Origin of the sequence: Pseudarthrobacter sp. CC4 (assembly GCF_048957775.1) — a bacterium.
Taxonomy (GTDB): Bacteria; Actinomycetota; Actinomycetes; order Actinomycetales; family Micrococcaceae; genus Arthrobacter.
Window position 1 is genome coordinate 36,622 of the sequence record NZ_JARCCZ010000015.1, and the last position, 19,190, is coordinate 55,811.

Sequence of the window (19,190 nt, forward strand, 5' to 3'; positions counted from 1 at the left end):
CGTTTCCAGCTGCGAGAGCGCAGCAGCGGCCGCATCCCCCTCGTAAGCCGGATCGGCTCCAGGACCTCCGGGAGGTTCAACAGCGGCTTCCGGACTTCCTGCCAGGACTTCGGCAATTTCGCTTCCTGCCCGTGCTGCCGCTTCACAGCCGGCGAGCGCGCCTGCCAGCAGGAGGCCGGTCAGGACGGCAGATGTGGTGGCGGCGGACCTGTTGATGGTTGTTTCCTTCGAATAATTGGGGTTCCCTCCACGCTACCCGGACTGTCTTCCGGCCCATGGCAGGCTTGGGCATTGTGCCGGTCACACCGCCGTGCCCATGGCAGGGCAGGTGGGAACGGTGCAGTATGAGCTCATGGAGGAACGTCCGACGGCGGTCGCCGGCAATGGCCACATCGTCCTGCTGGGCGATTCCATCTTTGACAACGGCGCCTATGTCGGTGGCGGGCCTGCCGTCATCGCCCAGCTGAGGCAGGAACTTCAGGGATGGCAGTGCACGCTCCTGGCGGTCGACGGCGACGTGCTCCCCGGCGTTTCCCGGCAACTGGCTGCACTGCCGTCCGACGCAACCCATCTGGTGGTAAGTGCGGGCGGCAACGACGCCCTGGGCTATGCGCCACTGCTGCAGGAGCGTGCGCCCTCCGTCGGTGATGCGCTCGCGTTGCTTGGTAAAGCCCGGGAAAGATTTGCAGCGGACTATGAGGAAATGGTGGATCAGGTCGAAGCGGCCGGCCTGCCGTATGCGGTATGCACTATTTATGACACTCCCCCGTCAGCGCCCGGCAGGAATGTCATCGAGGCAGCACTGTGCCTCTTCAACGATGCCATCGCCAGGGCCGCCTTTTCCCGCGGTGCTGCCCTTATCGACCTTCGGCTCATCTGCAGCGAGGACGCGGACTACGCAAACGTGATCGAACCGTCATCACAAGGCGGACGGAAGATCGCCCGGGCCATCGCATCCTTCACGGCGGCAGCGAATCGGGAGGCAGCCTCAATCGTGATCGTGCGCTGAGAGCGGCGGCCGGCCTGCCCCGCGCCTGGGTGTCCGCTGTCAGTGCACCCGCAGCCTGCGGGGCCGGTGGCGCCTGGTCCGTTCCTCCGGCCGGGAGTCGTGCACAGCCGGGCGGTACCTGACCCACCGTTTCCCTGACCGCCTGGCTCTCCGCTCCTGACGCCGGGCCTTCCGTTCCGGGCGGTCTATCCGGGACAGGATCGCGAACGTTCCCGTCATCCAGAGGAACGCCACTGCAAGAACCAACGCAATCTCAATGTCAGCGCCCATAACCCATCTTAGGACTTTGCCGCCCCGTGGAGGAGCCCCAAACGGACCGGTTCACGTGCCCGCCAGCGCTACAGCAGACCCAGCCCGCCGACCGCGGCGAGGACATCCGGCACAGTGACTCCCAGCAGTGCGGGGTCGGGCTGGTCGGCAAAAGTGTCCCCCCGCCGCAGCTCCGCACGGGTCAGGACAACGTGCGGTCCTGGCGGGGGCCCCCAGATCTCGGGCGGGGCTGGTCCAAAAAGCACCACCGACGGCGTGCCATAAGCCGACGCGAGATGTGCAGCGCCGGTGTCAGCTGAGATCACCAGGCGCGCGGCAGCGATGGTTGCAGCGAACTCCCCCAGTCCAAGCCGCCCGGCCAGCACCGCTCCATCCGGGAGGCCCGCACGCCGGCAGACGTCAACCGCCCTGTCCCGTTCCCCGCTGCCCCCGGTGAAGACAACGTTGTGTCCTGCCGCATCCAGCGCTGCCGCAACAGCAGCGAAGCGATCAGCGGGCCAGAGCCGGCTGCCGTAGGCGGCGCCGACATGAAGGACCGTCGCATCGGGAACCGGGCTGGGTACATGCGGTGTGTTCAAGCCCACGTCCAAGGGGTCGGCGTCGATCCCGTGCCATTCCAGGAGCCTTACCCACCGTTCCCGCTCATGCAGTTCTGCACGCCAGGGCGGCCCGTCCCTGTGCCCGCTGCGGTGGCCGATGGTCTGCCGCGCTTTGAGGGCTTCGATGCGCCCTTGGCTTTCCGGGCCGCTGCCGTGCAGGTTCACTGCCACGTCAACGACGCCCGCTTCCAGGGCCAGCGGCTCGTCCAGGCCGTGGGTGGGCAGCAGCTCGTAGCCGCCGACCAGCCCCAGGGCCTCCGTGAGCCAGCCCTGGGCCGCGTACCGCAGCCGGTGTTCGGGGAACGTGCGGCGAAGGGCCTTCAGGGCAGGCACCGCAACCAGCAGGTCCCCGAGCTTCAAGGCCCGCAGGACAAGAAGCTCCGGCTTCCTGTCCACGCGGTTGCCCGGGGCCGTCTCCGTCAAAACGTCCGTGCCGCTCATGCGTCCACTTTCGTCAACTCGGTGGCTGCCAGGCTGCGTACATCCTCGTGCACCTCCCGCACCGCAACACCGGCCACCGCCGAGTCATCGTGCGGGCACCGCGGCGCCGTCCAGCCAACCTGGGTGATGTCTATACCGCAAGTGGGGCAGGCGGTCACCCAGGAGGCGTGGATGCGGTGGAGGCTCCTGCCCAGCGCTCCGGCATTTATGACGTTGCCCGCCCAGAAGATTCCCACCGTCGGAACCCCAAGCGCTTGGGCAAGGTGCCGCGGTCCGCTGTCATTCCCCACAACTACGGCGGCCCGGACCAACAGTGCCACGAGCCCGCCCATGTCAAGGTCCCCGGCGAATGAATGGACGTGGGCGGCGGCTGCCTGCTCCACAACCTGTTCGGCAAGGGCGCGTTCGCTCTCATCCCCGATGACCGCAACACGGAAGCCATCCGCGGCGCATGCTGCCGCAAGTTCAGCGAACCGGCCGGCGGGCCAGCGCCGTCGGGGATCAGTGGCGCCGGGATGCAGCACCACCCAAGGGCCGGCGCCGCCGTCGCGCATTTGGACGGCGGCGGAAGCGCCGCTGTCCGCCGGCGCCAGGCGGGCCTCCAGGTCAACGGGGAAAGCGCCGGCCATGCCGGCCACCTCCAGCGCCCTGAGTGGTTCGTGCTGGTAGTAGACATAGGGAACCGTCCGCTCGAGACTGGCAGCGTCCGACGTCCGCGTGCCTACCGTGTGCCGGGCCCCCAGCCGAAGCAGGAACGGATTTGAGTACCGGCCACCGCCATGGAGCTGGACGGCCAGGTCGTACCGGCGTCCGCGCATGTCATCAAAGAACGCGTCCAGCTCCGCCGGGTCCTCCTCTCCCGGGCGGACGCCTTCAGCGTGTGGCAGCATGCACACCTCATCCACCGGGCTCTTGGTTGCGGCAAACAGCGCTTGGTGCACGGGAGTTCCCAGCAAGGTAAGGGTTGCGGCGGGGTAGGCTGCCTTGAGCGCGGCCATGGCGGGTATGGCGAAGATCACGTCGCCGAGCCCTCCGCCCCGCAACACTGCGATCCTTGACACGGACTCGAATTTCTCCAGGACAGGACCAACACCGGTACCCACCCGCGCCGAACCACCGAATTCCGCAGTGAGCTGCTCCACGTGCACCCCTTACCAGTAGTGCGGACTGCACCGTTTGCGGCGCCATCCGCTGCCATGCAGCCCTATTTCGCCGCTAACACCGCAGGCTGCCTCCTTTGAACCATTACCCAGGGGACGGTCAATATACTCCGGCTATTGGGGAATACCCGCATGATGCTGTACGTTTCATACGCGACAGGCGAACCAAAGAAAAGAGAAGCACCTAAAGTGGCAACCGATTACGATGAACTGCGCTCCGACGTCAAGGAATCGCAGGACAACTCTCTCGAGCAGCTCCAGTCAGCAAATGCTCCCGACGCACGCAGCGTTGTGCTGGAACTGGATGAAGCTGACGGGCTTGACGGCGCCGGCGTGCCCGGAGGCGAGTTCGTGGCCGAAGAGCTCGTGGTACAGGTCATCCCGCAGGCTGAAGACGAATTCACCTGCTACTCCTGCTTCCTGGTCCGTCACCGGTCCCAGATTGCGCGCCAGAAGGATGGCCACAGCTACTGCACTGAGTGCGAAGGCTAGTTAATACAGCCGACGTGGGGCTGCGGGAACGTCCGCAGTCCCGTCGATCCTGAGGCACGCCCGGCAGTCGGCGTGCCTTTCGGTTTTAAGCCTGCACCCAGCCAGGCCGGGTACCGTGGCGGCTATGGCTCACCACGACCCTGCCGGCGAGAGGCCCTGATGACGATGCCCGGAGACCCCTGGGATACATTACTGGCAGCATTCAGCCGCGCGGATCCTCCCAACGTGACACTGACGGAACTGGCACTGGCGGTGATGACAGCTGCCGCCTTGTCAGTGCCCCGCCGCTCCTGGCGGTACTTCGGCCTGCTGGCCACGGCCACGCATGAGATGGGGCACGCTGTTGCTGCGGTGCTGAGCGGCCAGCGACTGGCCGGGATCCGGCTCCTCCTTGACCACTCAGGCACCACCACCACGTACAGCCGCAGCAGGCTCGCCACCGCCTGGTCATGTTTTTGGGGGTACCCCGTACCGGCACTGGTGGGTGCGGCGTTCGTGTGGTCCGGCTTCAACGGGTGGGGACCGGCGGCAATCTCAGGCGGCGCCGTGGCCCTGGCTGCCTCGCTGGTGTTCCTCCGGAACCTCGCCGGCGTCGTTATCACTTCGGCCGCAATTGCCATCACCCTGGCCCTGATCCTCTTTGTGCCGGCTGCCTTTGTTGGCCACGTGGCTGTCATCCTGGGCCTGGCACTGCTGGTGGCTGCCGTGCGCGACCTCATCAAGCTCACCCATGTGCACCTGCGCCGCCGGGACCGGCTGGCCAGTTCCGACGCATACCTGCTCTGGCGTGCCACGTCCGTTCCCTCCGGCGTCTGGATCCTTCTGTTCGCGGCCCTGGTGGCCGGCTCGTGGCTGTGGGCCTGGCAGCCGATCTCCACTGTCCTGCCCGCGGAGCATAGGGTGGTCCCATGACCCAGGAAACGGACACCACGCAGCAGGCGGAAGAGGCACATGCCTTGGGAAAGAGCGCAGAACACAGCACCCGCGGCGCCTACGTCACAGGTGGAGCGGAGTTCAACCGCGACACCAACTACATTGAGGACCGCATCACGAGGGACGCAACTCCGGGTCCGAACGGCGAACCGGGCTGGCCGGTGGAAGCTGGACGGTACCGGCTGATCGCGGCGCGTACCTGCCCCTGGGCCAACAGGACCGTCATCGTCAGGCGCCTGCTTGGCCTCGAAGACGCCATTTCACTGGGACAGCCGGGTCCCACCCACGATGCCCGTTCGTGGACCTTTGACCTCGATCCAGGCGGGACGGACCCCGTCCTCGGTATCGAACGGATCCAGGACGCCTACTTCAAGAGGTTCCCGGACTATCCCCGCGGCATCACCGTTCCCGCGATCGTGGACGTTGCCAGCGGTGCCGTGGTGACCAACAACTTTCCGCAGATCACGCTGGACTTTTCCACCCAGTGGACCGAGTTTCACCGCGCAGGGGCGCCGGACCTGTACCCGGAGCATCTTCGCGAAGAAATCGACCAGGTCAATAAACGCGTCTTCACCGAGGTCAACAACGGTGTTTACCGCTGCGGTTTCGCAGGATCCCAGGAAGCCTACGACTCGGCCTACGCCCGGCTGTGGACAGCCCTGGACTGGCTCGAAGACCGGCTCTCGGGGCAGCGCTACCTGGTGGGTGACACCATCACTGAAGCCGACGTGCGGCTGTTCACCACACTTGCCCGGTTCGATCCCGTCTACCACGGCCACTTCAAGTGCAACCGGCAAAAACTCAGCGAGATGCCAGCCCTGTGGGGCTACGCACGGGACCTGTTCCAGACGCCAGGCTTCGGCGACACCATCGATTTTGTCCAGATCAAGCAGCACTATTACATCGTCCATGAGGACATCAACCCCACGGGCATAGTCCCCGCAGGACCGGATCTGAGGGGCTGGCTGGAGCCCCATGGCCGGGAAGCGCTGGGGGGCCGCCCCTTCGGGGACGGGACACCGCCCGGGCCCGTAAGGGCAGGGGAAGAGGTCATGCCAGGGCACGGGGCGGACGCCGAAGGGCAGTAAGCGTTTTCTGGATAAGCTGGGTGCCATGCATAGACATCACGGCTTCGTAGCGTCCGGTTTCAACAACGTCCTGGAACTGTTCGATACATTCCTGCGCGAGGATCCGCAGTACAGTGCACAGCTGGCCGTCTACAGGGACGGGGTCCCGGTCGTGGAACTGACGGGCGGGCCGGACATGGCGCCGGACACGTTGACGGGGGCGTACTCCTGTTCGAAGGGAGTGGCTGCCATGGTCATTGCTCTGCTGGTTCAGGACGGTCTGCTCGACCTCGACCAAACCGTAGCGCACTACTGGCCGGAATTCCGCGTGCATGGCAAGGACCGCCTCCTGGTCCGAGAGGCTTTGTCGCACCAGGCCGGGCTCATGGGCATCGAGGGCGGCTTCGGGCTGGACGAGTTCACCACCCCTGCCGCCGCGGCCCGGCTGGCGAGGGCTGTTCCAACCTGGCAGCCCGGCCGGCAGTTTGGCTACCACGCGCTCACCATCGGGATCATCATGGAAGAGCTGTGCCGGCGCACAGCCGGGGAAACCCTGCAGGAGATCTATGAAGGGCGAATCAGGAGCCCGTACGGTATCGACTTTTTCCTTGGGCTGCCTGAGGAACAGGAGTACCGTTACCGCGACGTCCTCTATGCGGCCGGACCGGTGGAGCCCTGGCTCGATCCGCTCAGCCTCGAGGGCCTGAACAGCAACGCCCCGGTCAGCACCATCATGGAGCTTCCCAATATCCGCCCGGTCCGGGCCGCGGGGATGTCCGCGGCAGGCGGCGTGGGAGCAGCCTCGGGCCTGGCCCGCCTCTACGCGGCAGCCACCACCGGAATCCAGGGCGGCGAACCGTTCCTCACCGCAGCCACCGTCGAGCAGATGTCGCAGGAACAGGTGTGGGGCCTTGACCGGTCCTCAGGCCTGGACAACGCGTTCGCCGTCGTGTTCATGAAGCCGCACCCGTCGCGGAGCTTCGGGAGCCATCGCGCGTTCGGGCATGAGGGCGCCAACGCGGCGCTCGGGTTCGCGGATCCTGCCTACGGCCTGGGCTTCGGTTACATTCCGCGGCGGCAGGAGGACGGAAGAACGCCCGGCCGTGCCCACCGGCTGGCGGCAGAGGTGCGCCGTTCAGCGGCAGATCTGTCCTGAACCGCACCCCGGGAACACTGTGCCCGCCTCCCTGACCAGCACCTTTGTAGGCAGCCGCCGGGGCGCCGTAGGGTGGTACGAATGCGCCAGTCTCAAGCACGCCCGGATACCAGGTGGGCCAGGGGGACCCTTTTTCTCAAACAGGCGGTGTCCGGCCTGTCGTCGGCCTTTGCCGCGCAGCGGCTGCAACTGGCGGCCAAGGCGGCTTTTGCAGCCGGACTGGCCTTCGCCATCGCACCGCATCTGCCCGGAGCTGCTGCGAACTATCCCTACTACGCCCCCCTGGGTGCGCTGGTGGCGATGTACCACAACGTTGCCGGCTCGGTACGGCAGGGCCTCGAGGCCCTTGCCGGACTCGCAGTCGGCATCGGCCTGGCGTATGTGCTGGTTACCGTCACGGATCCGTCGCCGCTCGCCGTCGCGCTGATCATGGGAATAGGCGTCCTGCTTGGGGGCCTGCCGGGAATCGGTTCGGGCAGTGACTGGATTCCGACGGCGGCGCTGCTGGTTTTGCTCGTGGGCGGCAGTAATCCGGACGACTTTTCGTTCGGTTACCTCCTGCAGATGGGCTTTGGAGTCGCCGTTGGGATCGGCGTCAACTTCCTGATCTTTCCGCCGCTGCACCTGAACGCCGCCGCGGCCAGCCTGGATGAGCTCCGCCAAGCCCTTGGCCGCCAGCTCACCGACATGGGGGCGGCCCTAAAGGAAGAATGGCCGCCCAAACACGAGGACTGGTCAAGCCGTTCAGACGAACTGGCGGAGGCGGCCCGCTCAGTCCGGCACCTGGTCAAGGAGGCTGACGCAAGCCGGCGGGCCAATCCGAGGCGCAAACTGCACCCCCGCGACGTCGATCTTGATTACCGGAACCTGCGCGAACTGGAGAGGGTGACCTTCCACATCCAGGACATCACCGACGTGCTTTCGGACGTGATCTGGGAGAGCGAGGCACCCTACAGCGTTCCCCTGCAGGACACCGGTCCGCTAGCCGATGCTTTGTCAGCCACCGGCAACCTTCTCCGCTCGTTCAGCGACGACGACACCTCCGCGCAGGACGGCCATTTCGGGGCGGCAAAGGAGGCGGTGGAAGCCTGCATGGCTGCCACCGCCGGAAGGGATGCGGAGCAGGGAATGGTCCCCGCGTCCGAATCGGTCCTGCTGAGCCTCCACCGCATCCTGCGCGCTGTCCGGACACGCGACTAGAGGGCGCTGACCGAACCGCTGAAGTGGCGGCGCCCCGACCTGGGATTCCATGCCACGAAACTGGAACGCGTCCGCGCGCCGGAGTCCCCTTCTCCGGTATTGATCTCCAGGGCAACCATGCCGGGAAGAAACACCGGGGAGTCAAAATCCACATCCCACGTGAAGGAATCGCCACGGGACGGGCCGACGTCGGCGAGCGCCCTGGCCGCCAGGTACATGCCGTGGGCTATGGACCGCCGCATCCCCAAAGCCCTGGCGGAAAGCACGCTTAGGTGTATGGGATTGAAGTCACCCGATACCGCCGCGTAAGCCCGGCCGGTGTCAACACCAAGCTGCCAGATAGCGGTGGGGTTCGGCGCCTTGAATTCCGCCCGGGCGGAGGCCGGGGACGGTTTGTCGATCCCGGGCAGGAAGACTCCCTTGGCCAGGTAGGTGGACACCCCCCGCCAGGAGGCCTCGGGTGCCCCTGACAACCGCACATCCGCCACCACATCCACCACCGTCCCCGCACGGTGACCCCGGAGATTTTCCACCCTGGCGGAGACGTCCAGGCTGTCGGTGAAGAGTACCGGGGAACGCTGTTGCACGCTGTTCCGAAGGTGGATCATGCCGAGCAGGGGCAAAGGGAAGTCGTCCCTGTTCAGCACGCTCATGGCCAGCGGAAAGGCGAGTGCGTGGATGAACCCGGCAGGCAGCACGTCGCTGGCCGTCTCGCCGATCAGGTGCTGGTACGCGGTGAGCGTGGCAACGTCCACGCTGACCCCGCGTACTTCATGGCTTTCGGCCGGCAGGACGGATCCATCCTGGCTGCCCAGCAGCCGGCGGCGTGCGGCCTGGGCAGCGGCGTTGACGTAGAGCTTGGAGAGCGAGGGCATTTCCCCCAGGATGACCGGCTGGGCGGGCATCATGCCCCCACCATGTTCTGCCCGCAGACCCGGAGCACCTCGCCGTTGATGCCGGCCGCTGCATCACTGGCAAGGAAGGACACGGCTTCGGCAACATCCAATGGCAGGCCGCCCTGCTGCAGGGAGTTCAGCCGCCGGCCGATCTCGCGGAGGGCAAACGGGATCCTGGCGGTCATCTCGGTTTCTATGAAGCCCGGGGCCACCGCATTGATGCTGCCGCCGAGCGCGGCCATGTGCGGAGCGGTGGCCCTGACCATTCCCATCACCCCGGCCTTGGACGCCGCATAGTTGGTTTGCCCCCGGTTGCCGGCAATGCCGCTGGTTGAAGCAACTGACACTATGCGCGGCGATTCCCGGAAGTGCTTTGAGGAAAGGAGAGCCTCGTTGATGCGGAGTTGCGCGGCTATGTTGATGCTGATGACCGAGTTCCACCGGGGCTGGTCCATGTTGGCCAGCAGTTTGTCCCGGGTGATCCCGGCGTTGTGGACCATGATGTCCAGTCGTCCGTGGCGCTGCGCGGCGTGCTCAAGAATGCGTTGTCCCGCGTCCTCCCTGCTGATGTCCAGTTGGAGCGCGGTCCCCCGCACCTCGTTCGCAACCGCCGCCAGCTGGTCGCCGGCCGCGGGGACGTCCACAAGGACCAGGGTTGCGCCGTCGCGGTGCAGGGTGCGGGCGATGGCCGCTCCGATGCCGCGTGCCGCTCCGGTCACCACCGCTATCTTGCCGGCCAGCGGCTTGTCCGGGTCCCCGGCAAGTTCTCCGGAGGTGCCGGACACGGTCACAAACTGCCCGTCCACGAATGCCGAACGGCCGGAGAGGAAGAATCGGAGGGCTGCCAGGGCGCTGGGGCTGGTCGGCTCGATACCGTCCCTCAGGATGATGCCGTTGCCCGTGGCGCCGCCCCGAAGTTCCTTGGCCAGCGAGCGGAGGAACCCGTCAACCCCCTGCCTGGCAGCGGCAGCTGCAGGCGAATCGGCGTCCGACGCCGGCCGGGAGACCGTGACGACGCGTCCGCCGGCGGCAAGGTCCCGCAGGGAAGCCGCTGCCGGGAGAATCGGCTTCTCGAGGTCCCCGGGGTGCGCCACTTCATCCAGCACCAGGATGATGGCACCGAGTTTTTCGCGCGGTACGGCGTGCCGCCGGACATCAAGGTCCCAGGAAAGCAGTTCCGCGGACAGGGCATCGGCACCCGCCGTGCTTCCCTGGACCAGGATGGGGCCGTTGATCAAGGGCTGCCCGGGCTCGTAGCGGCGAAGGACCGCGGGCTGGGGCAGGCCGAGCTTCTTGGCCACATTCCTGCCCGGGCCCTGGTTAACCAGTTGTGCGTACTTGTCTGTCACCGGAACCTCCTACAGTGATTCGAGAACAGCGACGACGCCCATGCCGCCGGCCGCGCAGACCGAGACCAGTCCGCGCGCGGGCCGGCCGGCGGTGCTGCCCGTGGCATGCAGCTGCTTGGCCAACGAAGCCACGATCCGGCCGCCGGTGGCGGCGAAGGGATGGCCGGCAGCCAGCGAAGACCCGTTTACGTTCAGGCGCGACCGGTCAATGCTGCCGAAAGCGCCCTGCAAGCCAAGGCGGGTACGGCCGAACTCCTCGTCCTCCCAGGCCGCCAGGGTGCCGAGGACCGTGGCTGCGAATGCCTCGTGGATTTCGAAGAAGTCAATGTCCGCCAGTGTGAGGCCCTGGCGGGCCAGCAGCCGGGGCACGGCGAACACGGGGGCCATCAGCAGGCCGTCCTTGCCATGGACAAAGTCCACGGCCGCGGCTTCCGCATCCACCACGGCAGCGAGCTTGGGCAGGTCGCGGGCGTCTGCCCAGGCCTCGGAAGCCAGCAGGACCGTGGACGCCCCGTCGGTGAGGGGGGTGGAGTTGCCGGCAGTCATGGTGGCCGCAGCACCGAGGTTCTTGCCGAAGACCGGCTTCAGGGTAGAGAGCTTTTCGAGCGAGGTGTCTGCACGGAGGTTGCCGTCCCGCACCAGTCCCCGGTAGGGCGTGACGAGGTCATCGAAGAACCCTGACTCGTAGGCGGCGGCGAGGTTCCTGTGGCTGTTGTAGGCCAGTTCGTCCTGGGACTCGCGGGAGATCTTCCACTGCGCCGTGGTCAGGGCCTGGTGCTCGCCCATCGAAAGTCCGGTCCGGGGCTCGGCAGTGCCGGGTGCCAGCGGGGCGAGATCCTTCGGCCGCAGCCGCCCGAGTACCTGCAGGCGCTGCGTAAGGGTCTTGGCCCGGTTCAGGTCCAGGATCACCTCGCGGAGGCCCTCGCTGACCACGATCGGAGCATCGGACGCCGAATCCACCCCGCCGGCGATGGCGGAATCGATCTGGCCCAGCTTGATCTTGTTGGCCAGGCCCACCACGGTCTCCAGCCCGGTGGCGCACGCCTGCTGCAGGTCATAGGCAGGGGTCTCGGCGGAGAGGGCGGAACCCAGGACCGCTTCGCGGGTGAGGTTGAAGTCCCGGGAGTGCTTGAGGACGGCGCCTGCGGCCACTTCGCCGATGCGCTCGTCCTGGAGGCCGAAGCGCGCGATCAGGCCGTCAAGGGCGGCGGTCAGCATGTCCAGGTTGGAGGATTTTGCGTAAGATCCGCCGGCGCGGGCAAACGGGATCCGGTTCCCGCCGACGATCACGGCCCGGCGCGTGGCAGGGGTGCCTGCCGTGCGGGTGTTTGGGTCTTCGGGTCCGGTGCTGGACTGTCCGTCAATGGACATGGGTTCTCCTCGGGTCACGTTCGGTTACCGATACCCAGCGTACCTGATACGCTGGGTATCGTGAACATCACCCACACGGACCCCCCGGATGCCTCTGTGCCAGGCAGCCCCGACGGACGTTCTTCGCGCTGGCAGAGCCATCGGGAGGAGCGCCGGAGGGAGCTGATCAAATCGGCGCGGCGGGCTGTGCACCTGCTGGGAAGTGACGCCTCCATGGAGGAGATTGCCGCTGCTGCAGGAACCTCAAAGTCCGTGTTCTACCGCTATTTTGGCGATAAGGCCGGGCTTCAGCAGGCGGTGGGTGAAGTGGTCTTGAGCCAGATGCAGCGCAGGATCAAGGAAGCCGCGCAGAGCGCCCATACCCCCCGTGAAGGGCTTCTGGCCATGGTCTCGGCCTACCTGCAAATGGCGGAGACCAGCCCCAACGTCTATACGTTTGTCACCCGGCATGGCAGCGGCGACCCGGAGGGTTCATCGGGAGCTGTCTCCGGGGCGCTGGGGCACTTCTTCGACGCCATCGCGGAGATGATCGCTACGCCCATGCGGTCCCACCTGGGGGACGGCAAGCACGCCGTGATCGGCTACTGGCCGAAGGCCGCGATTGGACTGGTACGGAATGCCGGCGAGCAATGGCTCAGCACGCCGGACTCCCCCGCCAAACCTGACCAGGAAGCAATGGCACGCCAGATCACGGCCTGGCTCTGCGTCGGCATAGCTCCCGAGCTCACCCCGGCCGCGCGGGAATGACCTAACTCCAATGCAAACCACCAAACACTGTCAGCACCAACGAAGGACATTGACATGACTGAAGTAGTGGACCGTCCCACCGGCAAGGGGAAGCGCCCGGAAGCACCGCAAAAAGCGGTCCCCGGCACCGCCGCCCGGCCCCAGCCCGCCGTCGACGTCGAAACGCTGGGCAAGCAGCTGCTCGGCAAGTGGTCGGCCGTCCGGCTGCAGGCCCGGGACCTTGCCGCACGCCCCGAGCTTCACAAGATTGAAGGCCTGACCCACACCGAGCACCGGACCAGGGTGTTCGGACAGCTGAGGTACCTTGTGGACAATGAGGCGGTGCACCGCGCCTTCCCGGCAGCCTTGGGCGGCGCCGACGACCACGGCGGAAACATCGCCGGCTTCGAGGAACTTGTGGTGGCCGATCCCTCGCTGCAGATCAAGGCCGGCGTGCAGTGGGGCCTGTTCGGCTCCGCCGTCATGCACCTTGGCACCGCCGAACACCATGCGAAATGGCTTCCCGGCATCATGAACCTGGATATCCCGGGCTGCTTCGCCATGACCGAGACGGGACACGGCTCCGACGTGGCCAGCATCGCGACCACGGCCACGTACGATCCGTCCACTGAAGAATTCGTGGTGCACACGCCGTTCCGCGCCGCCTGGAAGGACTACATCGGGAACGCGGCCAACGACGGACTGGGCGCCGTGGTGTTCGCCCAGCTTGTCACCCGCGGCGTCAACCACGGCGTACATGCCCTCTACGTGGACCTGCGGGACCCGGAAACCAAGGAGTTCCTGCCCGGCATCGGCGGCGAGGATGACGGCATCAAGGGTGGACTCAACGGAATCGACAACGGGCGGCTGCACTTCACCAACGTCCGGATCCCCCGGACGAACCTCCTGAACCGCTACGGCGACGTAGCCCCGGACGGCACATACACCTCCCCCATCGCCAGCCCGGGCCGGCGGTTCTTCACCATGCTGGGAACCCTTGTCCAGGGCCGGGTGTCGCTGGACGGCGCCGCCGTGGCTGCGTCCAGGGTGGCCCTGACGGCGGCCATCCGATACGCAACCGAGCGCCGCCAGTTCAACGCCTCCTCCCATACGGACGAAGAAGTCCTGCTTGACTACCAGCGCCACCAGCGCCGGCTGTTCACCCGGCTCGCCACTACCTACGCAGCGGGGTTCGCCCATGAGCAGCTCCTGGAGAAGTTCGACGACGTCTTTTCCGGCGCCCACGACACCGACGCCGACCGCCAGGACCTGGAAACACTCGCCGCCGCACTGAAGGCCCTGAGCACTTGGCATGCGCTGGACACCCTGCAGGAATGCCGCGAAGCCTGCGGCGGTGCCGGCTTCCTGATCGAGAACCGCTTTGCGTCGCTGCGGGCCGATCTTGACGTCTACGCCACGTTCGAGGGCGACAACACCGTGCTGCTGCAGCTGGTGGCCAAGCGCCTCCTGGCCGACTACGCCAAGGAGTTCCGGAACGTGGACTTCGGGGTACTGGCCCGCTATGTGGTGGGCCAGGCAACCGGCGCTGCAATCCACCGGACAGGACTGCGGCAGGTGGTCCAGTTCATGGCGGACACCGGCTCGGTGCAGAAAGCCGCCATCGCCCTCCGTGACGAGGAGGGCCAGCGTGCCCTCCTTACGGACAGGGTGCAGACCATGGTGGCGGAAGCGGCAACAGCCCTTAAAGGCAGCAACCGGCTTTCCCAGGAAAAGGGCGCAGCACTCTTCAACCGTCACCAGAACGAACTCATCGATGCCGCCCAGGCGCACGCCGAACTGCTGCAATGGGAGGCCTTCACCGACGCGCTTCGCGAGGTGGAGGACCCAGGCACCAGGACGGTGCTGACGTGGCTGCGTGACCTCTTCGGCCTGTCGCTGATTGAAAAGAACCTGTCCTGGTACCTCATGAACGGCCGCCTTTCCATGCAGCGGGCCAGAACGGTGGGTGAATACATCAACAGGCTGCTGGTGAAGATCCGCCCGCATGCGCTGGACCTCGTGGACGCCTTTGGCTACGGCGGCGACCACGTGCGCGCCGCAATCGCGACCGGTGCGGAGAAGAAGCGGCAGGATGAGGCGCGGGCCTACTTCCGCAGCCAGCGGGCAAGCGGCCAGTCCCCGGTGGATGAGAAGGTCCTGCTGGCCAGGACCGCTGCGGCGAAACGGAACTGACGGCCAACGGCCTAATGAACGACGGCGCCGCCCCCTCGTGAGGGGAGCGGCGCCGTCGTAATTAATAGTGAGGGGTCGTTAGCCGTGGGACGGCAGCACCGAGCGGTACACGTCCAGGGTGGTCTCGGTGATGGACTCCCAGGAGAAGTGTTTCTCGGCGCGCAGCCGGCCGGCCTGGCCCATGGCGCGTGCCCGCTCCGGATCAGACACAACCTCGGTGAGGGCGGCCGCGAATTCGGTGACGAACTTCTCCGGATCAAGGGGGGTCCCGGTGCCGTCGGTGACCTGCTCAAGGTCCACGAGGAGGCCCGTCTGGCCGTGCTCCACCACCTCCGGGATGCCGCCGGTGGCGCTGGCCACCACTGCGGCGCCGCAGGCCATTGCTTCCAGGTTCACGATGCCGAGGGGTTCGTAGATCGAGGGACAGGCGAACGCGGTGGCGTGGCTGAGGACCTGGATGAGCTCGTGCCGGGGCAACATGCGCTCAATGAGCACCACGCCGGTTCGCTGGCTCTGCAGGTCCTCGATCAGGCGGGCAGTCTCGGCAGCGAGCTCGGGGGTATCCGCTGCGCCCAGGCACAGGACCAGTTGAACATCGGCGGGCAGCTTCGCGGCAGCCCGCAGCAGGTAGGGAACGCCTTTTTGGCGGGTGTTCCTGCCCACGAAAACCACGCTGGGTTTGGCCGGATCAATGCCCAGGGCGCGGACGGCGTCGTCATTCTCGTCGCGCTGCCACAGCTCGACGTCAATGCCGTTGTGGACCACCTTGACCTTCGCGGGATCAACGTCCGGGTAGCTGCGCAGGATGTCCTGCCGCATACCCTCGGAAACAGCGATGATGGCTGCCGCAGCCTCATAAGCCGTCTTCTCCACCCAGGAAGAGAGCGCGTACCCGCCGCCGAGCTGCTCCGCCTTCCAGGGGCGCAGCGGCTCCAGGCTGTGGGCGCTGAGGACATGCGGGATGCCGTGCAGCAGGGATGCCAGGTGCCCTGCCATGTTGGCGTACCAGGTATGCGAATGGACCAGGTCCGCGCCTTCCACGTCCGGGACGATCCGGAGGTCCACCCCGAGGGTCTGCACCGCGGCGTTGGCCCCGCCAAGGTCCTCGGGCACCTGGTAGGACGTCACGGTGGCGCCATGATAGTCGGTATCGCGGGGAGCGCCAAAAGCACGAACCTGCAGGTCAACATGCTTACTAAGCACCCTGCTCAATTCGGCTACGTGGACTCCGGCGCCACCGTAGATCTCCGGCGGGAACTCTTTAGTCACAATGTCTATTCGCACAAGACCCAAGGTAGTCCTTCACGCTTAACTGTTCTAGTGTGAAGGAGTCCGGGCATGCCGGACTGTCTTGGGGAGATACGAAGGCGTACAGGAGCGACCATTATGCCGTTGAACAAAAGAGTCCTGGCCATTGTCCTCGCAGGGGGCGAGGGAAACAGGCTGATGCCGCTGACGGCGGACCGGGCCAAACCCGCGGTCCCCTTCGCCGGGAGTTACCGCCTGATCGACTTTGCGCTGTCCAACCTGGTGAACTCCCGCTACCTGCAGATCGTGGTGCTGACGCAGTACAAGTCGCACAGCCTGGACCGCCACATCTCCGAGACCTGGCGCATGTCCACCCAGCTGGGCAACTACGTGGCTTCGGTTCCGGCCCAGCAGCGCGTGGGCAAGAGCTGGTTCCTGGGCAGCGCAAACGCCATCTACCAGTCCCTGAACCTGATCCACGACGCCAACCCGGACATTGTTGTGGTGGTCGGCGCGGACCATGTCTACCGCATGGACTTCGCCCAGATGGTGGCCCAGCACGTCCACAGCGGCGCCAAGGCAACAGTGGCCGCTGTTCGGCAGCCACTGCACATGGCCAACCAGTTCGGCGTGATCGAAGTGGACCAGAACGATCCCCAAAAGATTGCCGCGTTCGTGGAAAAGCCTGCCACCACCCCCGGACTGGCCGCGGACCCGTCGCAGTTCCTGGCCTCCATGGGCAACTACGTCTTTGACGCCGATGCCCTGGTAGCGGCGCTGCACGTGGACGCCGAGCGGCTGGACACCAAGCACGACATGGGCGGAGACATCATCCCCTACTTCGTGAACCAGGGCGAGGCCGGCGTGTACGACTTCACGCTCAATGACATTCCCGGCTCCACCGAACGCGACCGCACGTACTGGCGCGACGTCGGCACCATCGACTCCTTCTACGACGCCCACATGGACCTGATCTCCCCGCTCCCGGTCTTCAACCTCTACAACTCGGAATGGCCCATCTACACGCGGCAGAGCATCTCGCCGCCCGCCAAGTTCGTCCGCGGCCAGAACAACACGGTGGGCACGGCCCTGGACTCGATCGTCTCCAGCGGCGTCGTGATCTCCGGCGGCATCGTGGAAGGCTCCGTCCTGTCCAACGACGTCTACGTGGCCACCGGCAGCCGTGTCATCGACTCGGTCCTGATGGACAAAGTGCAGGTGGGCGAGGGCGCGGTGATCAACCGGGCCATCATTGACAAGAACGTCAAGGTACCGGCAGGCGCGGCCATTGGCCTGGACGCGGAGCTGGACCGGGCCCGCGGCTTCAAGGTCACCGACTCGGGCATCACGGTGCTCGCCAAGGGACAGAACGTTCCCGAGCCCGGCGAGGAGGAACGGACGCTCGCTGCCAGGAACCTCCACCTCGTCCCGAACGCCGTGAAGGCGGCTGCAGACCTCCACCCCGGAGTGCGGGAGTCCGTGGACAGGGTCGCCCAGAACCACGCAGCGGCTGCTGCAGACTCTGCGCAGGGGGCGCGGATTTCCTGACATCGTTCAGCGGGCCGGCCCACCCCAAGGGGGTGCGGCCGGCTTGATCCCAGGCTGTAAAATCGATACGGTGAGCTCCCCCGATCTGACCCCTGAGGAAATCCAGGCCTGCCTCAAGGTCCTGAATACCATCCATGCCTATGACGAGGAGCACCCGGACTATGTTTCGGTGCGGCGCGCCACGGGGAAGATGTTCAAGGCCGTCAAGCGGCACCGCAGGGTCACAAAGCGCGACCTGATCTCCGAGGCGGACCGGGCAGTCATTGCCCGGACGGCAACCGCCGCGCCGGACCGGATCGACGACGAGACCCGCGGGAACAAGCTGGCCACCTCGGCCACCGGCAAGGTTGCCGGGCACCTGATCCGCTCACGCCCCTGCTACATCTGCAAACAGCACTACACCCAGGTTGACGCCTTCTACCACCAGCTGTGCCCGGAGTGCGCTGCCTTCAGCCACAGCAAGCGGGACGCCCGGACCGACCTGACCGGCCGCCGCGCCCTGCTGACCGGGGGGCGGGCCAAAATCGGGATGTACATCGCGCTTCGACTGCTCCGCGACGGTGCCCACACCACCATCACCACCCGCTTCCCCAAGGACGCCGCCCGCAGGTTCGCCGCCATGGAGGACAGCGGCGAATGGCTGCACCGGCTCCGGATCGTGGGCATCGACCTCCGCGACCCCGCCCAGGTCATGGCCCTCACGGACTCGCTCAATGAGGCAGGCCCGCTGGACATCATCATCAACAACGCGGCGCAGACGGTCCGCCGTTCCGGCAATGCCTACAAGCCGTTGGTGGACGCCGAGGATGAACCGCTTCCGGCCGCGCTGGAGCAGGCCAACGGCGGCCCGGAACTGGTGACGTTCGGCCACGCCCATGACAAGCACCCCTTGGCGCTTGCCAGCAGCGTGACAGAACACCCGGTCCTGGCCGGGGACGCCATCACGTCGCTGGCACTGTCCACCGGATCGGCCTCGCTGGAGCGCATTGCGTCAGGAACGGCCATCGACGCGGGCGGGCTGGTACCGGACCTGGCCACCATCAACAGCTGGACCCAGGTGGTGGACGAGGTGGATCCGCTCGAGATGCTCGAGGTGCAGCTCTGCAACGTAACCGCGCCCTTCCTGCTGGTGAGCCGGCTGCGGGGAGCCATGAAGCGATCCACCGCCCGCCGGAAGTACATCGTTAACGTCTCGGCGATGGAAGGCCAGTTCTCCCGCGCCTACAAGGGTCCGGGCCACCCGCACACCAACATGGCCAAGGCAGCGCTCAACATGATGACGCGCACCAGCGCCCAGGAGATGCTGGACAGTGACGGCATCCTGATGACCGCCGTGGACACCGGCTGGATTACCGACGAGCGTCCCCACTACACCAAGGTCAGGCTCATGGAGGAAGGCTTCCACGCGCCCCTGGACCTCGTTGATGGTGCCGCCCGCGTCTACGATCCCATCGTCATGGGGGAGAACGGCGAGGACCAGTACGGCGTGTTCCTCAAGGACTACAAACCCAGCCCCTGGTGAGAGTAAGCTC

Annotated in this window: 16 protein-coding genes; 10 read left to right on the forward strand and 6 right to left on the reverse strand. The window is 66.3% G+C overall.

Annotation, left to right across the window (positions count from 1 at the left end):
- Positions 1–316 precede the first annotated feature (316 nt).
- Positions 317–1,009, forward strand: coding sequence for an SGNH/GDSL hydrolase family protein (locus PV768_RS11505; RefSeq protein WP_321213545.1), 693 nt, complete (start codon positions 317–319; stop codon positions 1,007–1,009).
- A gap of 338 nt (positions 1,010–1,347) precedes the next feature.
- Here PV768_RS11505 and PV768_RS11510 read toward each other — a convergent pair whose 3' ends face one another.
- Positions 1,348–2,319, reverse strand: coding sequence for a glycosyltransferase family 9 protein (locus tag PV768_RS11510; protein ID WP_421093072.1), 972 nt, complete (start codon positions 2,317–2,319; stop codon positions 1,348–1,350).
- Positions 2,316–3,461, reverse strand: coding sequence for a glycosyltransferase family 9 protein (locus PV768_RS11515; RefSeq protein ID WP_421093073.1), 1,146 nt, complete (start codon positions 3,459–3,461; stop codon positions 2,316–2,318). The genes PV768_RS11510 and PV768_RS11515 overlap by 4 nt, the downstream gene beginning before the upstream one ends.
- Before the next feature lie 207 nt (positions 3,462–3,668).
- On the opposite strand from PV768_RS11515, the gene PV768_RS11520 reads away from it, so the two are divergent.
- From PV768_RS11520 to PV768_RS11540, 5 genes are all read left to right on the forward strand, one after another.
- A complete protein-coding gene (locus tag PV768_RS11520; RefSeq protein WP_066275770.1) occupies positions 3,669–3,971 on the forward strand; it encodes a DUF4193 domain-containing protein in 303 nt (100 codons plus the stop codon).
- A 159-nt stretch (positions 3,972–4,130) separates the two neighbouring features.
- Entirely contained in the window at positions 4,131–4,883 is a 753-nt protein-coding gene (locus PV768_RS11525) for a M50 family metallopeptidase (protein ID WP_421093074.1), read from the forward strand.
- A complete protein-coding gene (locus PV768_RS11530; RefSeq protein WP_421093075.1) occupies positions 4,880–5,992 on the forward strand; it encodes a glutathione S-transferase family protein in 1,113 nt (370 codons plus the stop codon). Before PV768_RS11525 ends, PV768_RS11530 begins: the two co-directional genes overlap by 4 nt.
- Positions 5,993–6,017: 25 nt before the next feature.
- Complete coding sequence (locus PV768_RS11535) at positions 6,018–7,127, forward strand: serine hydrolase domain-containing protein (protein ID WP_421093076.1); 1,110 nt, start codon at positions 6,018–6,020, stop codon at positions 7,125–7,127.
- A 147-nt stretch (positions 7,128–7,274) separates the two neighbouring features.
- Positions 7,275–8,327 carry an FUSC family protein gene (locus PV768_RS11540; RefSeq protein WP_421093107.1) on the forward strand — a complete coding sequence of 351 codons (1,053 nt, stop codon included), beginning with the start codon at positions 7,275–7,277 and terminating at the stop codon, positions 8,325–8,327.
- On the opposite strand, the gene PV768_RS11545 is transcribed toward PV768_RS11540, so the two are convergent.
- Genes PV768_RS11545 through PV768_RS11555 form a run of 3 tightly spaced genes read right to left on the reverse strand, consistent with a single transcriptional unit; the run spans position 8,324 to position 11,943 of the window.
- Positions 8,324–9,235 (reverse strand): MaoC/PaaZ C-terminal domain-containing protein, encoded by a 912-nt coding sequence (locus PV768_RS11545; RefSeq protein ID WP_421093077.1) that lies wholly within the window; start codon positions 9,233–9,235, stop codon positions 8,324–8,326. The two genes, PV768_RS11540 and PV768_RS11545, sit on opposite strands and share 4 nt — an antisense overlap.
- Positions 9,232–10,572 carry a 3-oxoacyl-ACP reductase gene (locus PV768_RS11550; protein ID WP_421093078.1) on the reverse strand — a complete coding sequence of 447 codons (1,341 nt, stop codon included), beginning with the start codon at positions 10,570–10,572 and terminating at the stop codon, positions 9,232–9,234. The genes PV768_RS11545 and PV768_RS11550 overlap by 4 nt, the downstream gene beginning before the upstream one ends.
- A gap of 9 nt (positions 10,573–10,581) precedes the next feature.
- Positions 10,582–11,943: an acetyl-CoA C-acetyltransferase gene (locus PV768_RS11555; protein ID WP_157242330.1), complete on the reverse strand. Its 1,362-nt coding sequence runs from the start codon at positions 11,941–11,943 to the stop codon at positions 10,582–10,584.
- 60 nt (positions 11,944–12,003) lie between these two features.
- Here PV768_RS11555 and PV768_RS11560 point away from each other — a divergent pair, with 60 nt between their 5' ends.
- Together PV768_RS11560 and PV768_RS11565 are read left to right on the forward strand one after the other, a co-directional pair.
- A complete protein-coding gene (locus PV768_RS11560) occupies positions 12,004–12,690 on the forward strand; it encodes a TetR/AcrR family transcriptional regulator (protein WP_370460734.1) in 687 nt (228 codons plus the stop codon).
- Positions 12,691–12,744: 54 nt separating this feature from the next.
- Positions 12,745–14,862 (forward strand): acyl-CoA dehydrogenase, encoded by a 2,118-nt coding sequence (locus tag PV768_RS11565; protein ID WP_421093079.1) that lies wholly within the window; start codon positions 12,745–12,747, stop codon positions 14,860–14,862.
- 78 nt (positions 14,863–14,940) lie between these two features.
- On the opposite strand, the gene glgA is transcribed toward PV768_RS11565, so the two are convergent.
- Positions 14,941–16,146 (reverse strand): glycogen synthase, encoded by a 1,206-nt coding sequence (gene glgA / locus PV768_RS11570; protein ID WP_321213535.1) that lies wholly within the window; start codon positions 16,144–16,146, stop codon positions 14,941–14,943.
- A 102-nt stretch (positions 16,147–16,248) separates the two neighbouring features.
- Here glgA and glgC point away from each other — a divergent pair, with 102 nt between their 5' ends.
- Both glgC and PV768_RS11580 read left to right on the forward strand, forming a co-directional pair.
- Positions 16,249–17,658 carry a glucose-1-phosphate adenylyltransferase gene (gene glgC / locus PV768_RS11575; RefSeq protein WP_321213534.1) on the forward strand — a complete coding sequence of 470 codons (1,410 nt, stop codon included), beginning with the start codon at positions 16,249–16,251 and terminating at the stop codon, positions 17,656–17,658.
- 70 nt (positions 17,659–17,728) lie between these two features.
- A complete protein-coding gene (locus tag PV768_RS11580) occupies positions 17,729–19,180 on the forward strand; it encodes an SDR family NAD(P)-dependent oxidoreductase (protein WP_421093080.1) in 1,452 nt (483 codons plus the stop codon).
- Positions 19,181–19,190: the final 10 nt, after the last annotated feature.

Bases quoted from the DNA above. Each gene is read 5' to 3' on its own strand.
- PV768_RS11505 (WP_321213545.1), top strand. From the start codon at position 317: ATGGCAGGGCAGGTGGGAACGGTGCAGTATGAGCTCATGGAGGAACGT.
- PV768_RS11510 (WP_421093072.1), bottom strand. From the start codon at position 2,319: ATGAGCGGCACGGACGTTTTGACGGAGACGGCCCCGGGCAACCGCGTG.
- PV768_RS11525 (WP_421093074.1), top strand. From the start codon at position 4,131: ATGACGATGCCCGGAGACCCCTGGGATACATTACTGGCAGCATTCAGC.
- PV768_RS11530 (WP_421093075.1), top strand. From the start codon at position 4,880: ATGACCCAGGAAACGGACACCACGCAGCAGGCGGAAGAGGCACATGCC.
- PV768_RS11535 (WP_421093076.1), top strand. From the start codon at position 6,018: ATGCATAGACATCACGGCTTCGTAGCGTCCGGTTTCAACAACGTCCTG.
- PV768_RS11545 (WP_421093077.1), bottom strand. From the start codon at position 9,235: ATGATGCCCGCCCAGCCGGTCATCCTGGGGGAAATGCCCTCGCTCTCC.
- PV768_RS11555 (WP_157242330.1), bottom strand. From the start codon at position 11,943: ATGTCCATTGACGGACAGTCCAGCACCGGACCCGAAGACCCAAACACC.
- PV768_RS11565 (WP_421093079.1), top strand. From the start codon at position 12,745: ATGACTGAAGTAGTGGACCGTCCCACCGGCAAGGGGAAGCGCCCGGAA.
- glgC (WP_321213534.1), top strand. From the start codon at position 16,249: ATGCCGTTGAACAAAAGAGTCCTGGCCATTGTCCTCGCAGGGGGCGAG.